Here is a 5,238-nt window from a genome sequence, read left to right on the forward strand (position 1 = left end):
CATTTACTGAGGATAAATCTCGAAAAGGGCATCATTGGCGGCGTATGATTACCTTTTGCTTAGGATGGACCTCGAAAAGGGCATCATTGGCGGCGTATGATTACCTTTTACTTAGGATGGATCTCGAAAAGGGCATCATTGGCGGCGTATGATTACCTTTTACTAGAGTCTGTCCTCGAAAAGGGCATCATTGCAGACGTATGGTTACCTTTTTCTAGAGTCTGATCTCAAAAAGGGCATCATTGGCGGCGTATGATTACCTTTTACTAGAGTCTGTCCTCGAAAAGGGCATCATTGGCGGCGTATGATTACCTTTTGCTTAGGATGGTTCTCGAAAAGGGCATCATTGGCGGCGTATGATTACCTTTTGGAATGTGACCAGTAGAAAGTGAAAGATAAATGAAATAGAGTCATTAAATGGTCAAACTTCTTTCATGTAGAGCACCAAAAGGGCAATATGAATCAACCTCATCCACATGCATATTGTTTTTCCCACCAATACTGCATCTCATATTAATAACCAATAGGCGAAAACTTCATTTTCCCCCAACCTTCCTTTATAATAGAGGAACTATAATGGAACGAAGTGAGGATTAAACATGCAATATGATGTAATAGTTATTGGTGGAGGCCCATCAGGACTGATGGCCTCAATTGGAGCTGGTGAACAAGGTGCGAAAGTTCTTCTGATTGACAAGGGAGAAAAGCTAGGAAGGAAGCTAGCAATTTCAGGTGGTGGCCGCTGTAATGTAACCAATCGTCTGCCGATAGATGAAATAATCAAGCACATTCCTGGAAATGGACGTTTTCTTTTTAGTGCATTTTCTGAATTTAGTAATGAAGATATAATCGCATTTTTTGAAAAGCTTGGAGTCGGATTAAAGGAAGAAGACCATGGTAGAATGTTTCCTATCAGTGATGATGCTGGCAGTGTGGTACAGGCTTTGTTAACTCGTTTAAAAGAATTGAATGTAAAAACCTTTACGAATTCTCCTGTTAAAACAATCGATTTTGAACCTGAAGGATTGCACACAGTACATTTAAAAGATGGTCAAATTCCCAAAGCAAAAAGTATCATTATTGCAGTTGGTGGAAAATCAGTCCCTCATACTGGTTCCACTGGAGACGGTTATGCCTGGGCAAAAAAAGCGGGACACACGATAACAGACTTATTCCCAACCGAAGTTCCTCTAACTTCAAAAGAGCGCTTTATACAATCTAAAACCCTTCAAGGTTTAAGTTTACGAGACGTTTCACTTTCCGTACTAAACCCTAAAGGAAAGCCGTTGGTCACACACCGAATGGATATGATCTTCACCCATTTTGGTATTAGTGGACCTGCTGTTTTGCGTTGCAGCGGCTTTGTTGTCCAAGCCATGAAAAAGTGGAATCTACAAGAAGTAACCATGAAGCTAGATGCGATTCCTGACCAGAAAAACGAAGAATTGTTCCAACAAATTATTAAATTGGTAAAGGATGAACCAAAAAAAGCTATTAAAAATATCCTAAAGGGATTAGTCCCAGAGAGATATCTCCATTTCTTACTAGAAAAAGCAGGTCTTGATGGTAGTGAGCAAGGTGCATCCATACCTAATGAAAAGCTAAGAACCTTTGTATCGCTCTGCAAGGAATTCACTTTTACTGTAGATGGTTCACAACCCATTGAAAAAGCATTCGTAACCGGTGGAGGTGTTTCTGTAAAAGAGATTCATCCTAGGGAAATGAGCTCAAAGATTATGGACGGCCTGTTTTTCTGCGGAGAAGTATTAGACATCCACGGCTATACCGGTGGTTACAATATTACTTCTGCATTAGTGACTGGACGACTCGCAGGGGTTAATGCAGCCAAGCATAGTTTACAAAGTAAATACTAAACGATAAATTTCTTAACGGTTTGTTTTTTAAAAAGGCTGTTTTGGTAGAATTTGTTGCTTTTAAGCGTAATTTATCTATATCAATCTGAGTTTATTGTATTGAAGGGTACTCTCCTTCTAAAAATGCATACGAATTTTCTTCGTGCGATGTGAATTCAAGAGACGGGAAATAGAGGGGATTGGGAGAACCCACAGGCGGCAACGATGATGATCCTCTCCTCCCCGCTTAAAAACAAGTGCCTCTCGCTGCAATCAACCGACATATTTAATGTTCAATAAACAACAATCTATGTAAAAAGATCCTTTATTAAAATGAGATATAAAGAAAGAGGTGTTATTTCTTGCCTTCAAACCTTAACAACCCTATCAAAAATTGGACAATACATATAATTGATGATCTAGATACACTAGAATTAGGAGAGTTACTTTCAGAAAGCAAGGAGCAAGGCTTTCGATTTGTAGACCGATTATTGACTGACTACCAAGAAGGAAGAAATCGCTTTAATCAAAAGGGAGAAATTCTCTGTGGTGTTTATGATCCAGATGGTAGAATCATAGGCATCGGTGGAGTCAATATTGAAAAAGATGAAATTTGTCGTTTGAGAAGATTTTATATTCTTTCATCAGCCCGTGGATTAGGAGTAGGAAAAGAACTTGTTCATTATTTGATGGATTTCGCCTCGGAACATTACAAAACAATGGTTTTACACACAGATACAGAGAAAGCTAGCAAGTTTTACGAAGCACTTGGTTTTCATATTAATAGTCCATATACAAATACAACGCACTTTATTAATTTGCAATAAATTAGGAGTGATTCAACAACGAGTCACTCCCTTTTGCATTATCCCTTATAAATAACCATCGCACTAAAACAATAAATCTGATCATCTTCATCTTCCTGGATAGCTGCAACATTATATTTAATATCTACCAGCTGATCATCCTCCAAGTTACGCAAAAACGTGTTGATGTCTTTTTCAAGATCTTTTTCGTGTTCATGGTCGAATATTTTTACTTTGATCATACACTGGACTCTCCCCGTTTTTGTTTTCATTATTGACAGACTGGGAGAGTTTTAAAACAAGAGGTTTACAGATTTATCTCTATTTCTCCAGACCAGCTATACATGCCACCTTCCATATTAATTGCCTTAAAGCCATTTTCTAAAAGGTAACGACACACCATTTCACTTCGTACCCCTGCCGCACAGACTATAATGTATTCTTTATCTTCATCTAATTTTTCTAAGTGGGCAGGAATCTCGTTCATACGGATTTGCACGGCACCTGGAATCATTCCGTAGGCAACTTCATAATCCTCACGAACATCTATCAAGTGGAGCTGTTTGCCTTGGTCTAGTGCTTTTTCCACTTCGGATGTACTAATTGTTTTAATTTCTACCATTTATACGGCCCCCACTAATCAATTAATAAAAGGGCTAACCATTACGATTAGCCCTTCCATTATATCAAAATTAGTTTGCAACAATATTAACTAATTTCCCTGGTACTGCAATGATTTTTCGTACTGTTTTGCCATCGATTTGTTCTTTGACGCTGTCATTTCCTAATGCAATTTCTTCTAGGTTTTCTCTAGTTGCATCAACTGGTACAACTAGTTTAGCTTTGACTTTGCCATTAATTTGGACGACGATTTCTACTTCATCATCCACAAGTTTTGCTTCGTCAAAAGCTGGCCATGTAGCATATGCAATGCTATCTTCATGCCCAAGCTTATTCCAAAGTTCTTCCGCAATGTGTGGACAAACTGGGGAAAGTAGTTTTACAAAACCTTCAATATAAGCTTTTGGCAATGTTTCTGCCTTATAAGCATCATTGATGAACACCATCAATTGTGAAATGGCTGTATTGAAACGAATGCCTTCATAATCTTCTGTAACCTTCTTAACCGTTAGATGATATACTTTTTCAAGTTTGCCGGAGTCATCGTTGTCTACCAACTTGCTTGTGATTTTCCCTTCATCATCTACTAATAAGCGCCAAACTCGATCTAAGAATCGACGAGATCCATCTAATCCATTTGTAGACCAAGCAATAGAAGCTTCTAAAGGTCCCATGAACATTTCGTATAAACGTAATGTATCAGCTCCGTGGCTTTCAACTATGTGATCAGGATTTACGACATTCCCCTTTGATTTACTCATCTTTTCATTATTTTCACCTAAAATCATACCTTGGTTAAATAACTTTTGGAACGGCTCTTTAGTAGGTACTACTCCGATATCATACAAGAATTTATGCCAGAAGCGAGCATATAACAAGTGAAGTACAGCATGCTCAGCTCCACCGATATAAATATCGACAGGTAACCACTCTTTAAGCTTCTCTGCATCTGCTAAAGCATGTTCATTCTTTGGATCGATATAGCGAAGGTAATACCAGCAACTTCCGCCCCACTGTGGCATTGTATTCGTTTCGCGACGTCCTTTTCTTCCGGTTTCATCCGTTACATTTACCCAATCTTCAATATTGGCAAGTGGGGATTCACCTGTACCAGAAGGCTTAATGTCCTTTGTTTTAGGTAGGACAAGCGGTAATTGATCCTCACTTAAGGCTGTGCTTGTGCCATCCTCCCAGTGGATAACTGGAATTGGCTCGCCCCAATAACGTTGACGGCTAAATAACCAATCACGTAAGCGGTAAGTGATTTTCTTTTCACCAATGCCTTTTTCTTGAAGCCAACAAATCATCTTAGAAATCGCTTCTTCTTTGCCCATTCCATTTAAGAACTCGGAGTTGATATGAGCCCCATCTCCAGAGTAAGCCTCTTTTTCAATATCGCCTCCTGCAACCACTTCAACAATCGGAAGGTCAAACTTTTTGGCAAATTCGTAGTCCCGTTCATCATGGGCAGGAACCGCCATGATTGCACCTGTCCCATAGCTCATTAATACATAATCCGCAATCCAGATTGGCATTTTATCACCATTCACTGGGTTGATTGCATACGCACCTGTAAATACGCCAGATTTATCTTTTGCCAAATCTGTTCTTTCTAAGTCACTCTTGCTCTTTACTTGGTTTATATAAGCTACCACAGCTTCTTTTTGATCAGCAGTAGTAATCTTCTCAACAAATGGATGTTCTGGAGCTAATACAGCATATGTCGCTCCAAATAAAGTATCCGGACGAGTCGTAAAGACAGTGAACGTTTCATCGTGTCCTTCAATGCCAAAGACTACTTCTGCGCCTTCAGAACGTCCAATCCAATTACGCTGCATCTCTTTTAAGCTTTCAGGCCAATCAAGCTCTTCTAAATCCTCTAACAAACGGTCTCCATAAGCAGTGATTTTTAAAATCCATTGTCTCATTGGACGGCGCTCAACAGGATGCCCTCCACG

5 protein-coding genes are annotated in these 5,238 nt (G+C 39.3%); 2 read left to right on the plus strand and 3 right to left on the minus strand.

What is annotated here, in order from left to right:
- Positions 1 to 599 precede the first annotated feature (599 nt).
- Together DBX25_RS18180 and DBX25_RS18185 are read left to right on the plus strand one after the other, a co-directional pair.
- A complete protein-coding gene (locus DBX25_RS18180; protein WP_108672199.1) occupies positions 600 to 1,874 on the plus strand; it encodes a BaiN/RdsA family NAD(P)/FAD-dependent oxidoreductase in 1,275 nt (424 codons plus the stop codon).
- Positions 1,875 to 2,215: 341 nt separating this feature from the next.
- Positions 2,216 to 2,680: a GNAT family N-acetyltransferase gene (locus DBX25_RS18185; protein WP_108672200.1), complete on the plus strand. Its 465-nt coding sequence runs from the start codon at positions 2,216 to 2,218 to the stop codon at positions 2,678 to 2,680.
- 38 nt (positions 2,681 to 2,718) lie between these two features.
- On the opposite strand, the gene DBX25_RS18190 is transcribed toward DBX25_RS18185, so the two are convergent.
- The 3 genes from DBX25_RS18190 to leuS all read right to left on the minus strand — a co-directional run.
- Positions 2,719 to 2,901 (minus strand): sporulation protein Cse60, encoded by a 183-nt coding sequence (locus DBX25_RS18190; protein ID WP_108672201.1) that lies wholly within the window; start codon positions 2,899 to 2,901, stop codon positions 2,719 to 2,721.
- A 65-nt stretch (positions 2,902 to 2,966) separates the two neighbouring features.
- Positions 2,967 to 3,281 carry a rhodanese-like domain-containing protein gene (locus DBX25_RS18195; protein WP_108672202.1) on the minus strand — a complete coding sequence of 105 codons (315 nt, stop codon included), beginning with the start codon at positions 3,279 to 3,281 and terminating at the stop codon, positions 2,967 to 2,969.
- Positions 3,282 to 3,351: 70 nt separating this feature from the next.
- The coding region (gene leuS / locus DBX25_RS18200) for a leucine--tRNA ligase (protein ID WP_240620409.1) at positions 3,352 to 5,238 on the minus strand (1,887 nt) is incomplete at its 5' end.

Origin of the sequence: Peribacillus acanthi (genome assembly GCF_003073175.1) — a bacterium.
Lineage (GTDB): Bacteria > Bacillota > Bacilli > Bacillales > DSM-1321 > Bacillus_BN > Bacillus_BN acanthi.

What these genes read in the sequence shown, in the direction of transcription:
- DBX25_RS18180 (WP_108672199.1), top strand. Translation starts at nt 600, where the DNA reads ATGCAATATGATGTAATAGTTATTGGTGGAGGCCCATCAGGACTGATG.
- DBX25_RS18190 (WP_108672201.1), bottom strand. Translation starts at nt 2,901, where the DNA reads ATGATCAAAGTAAAAATATTCGACCATGAACACGAAAAAGATCTTGAA.
- DBX25_RS18195 (WP_108672202.1), bottom strand. Translation starts at nt 3,281, where the DNA reads ATGGTAGAAATTAAAACAATTAGTACATCCGAAGTGGAAAAAGCACTA.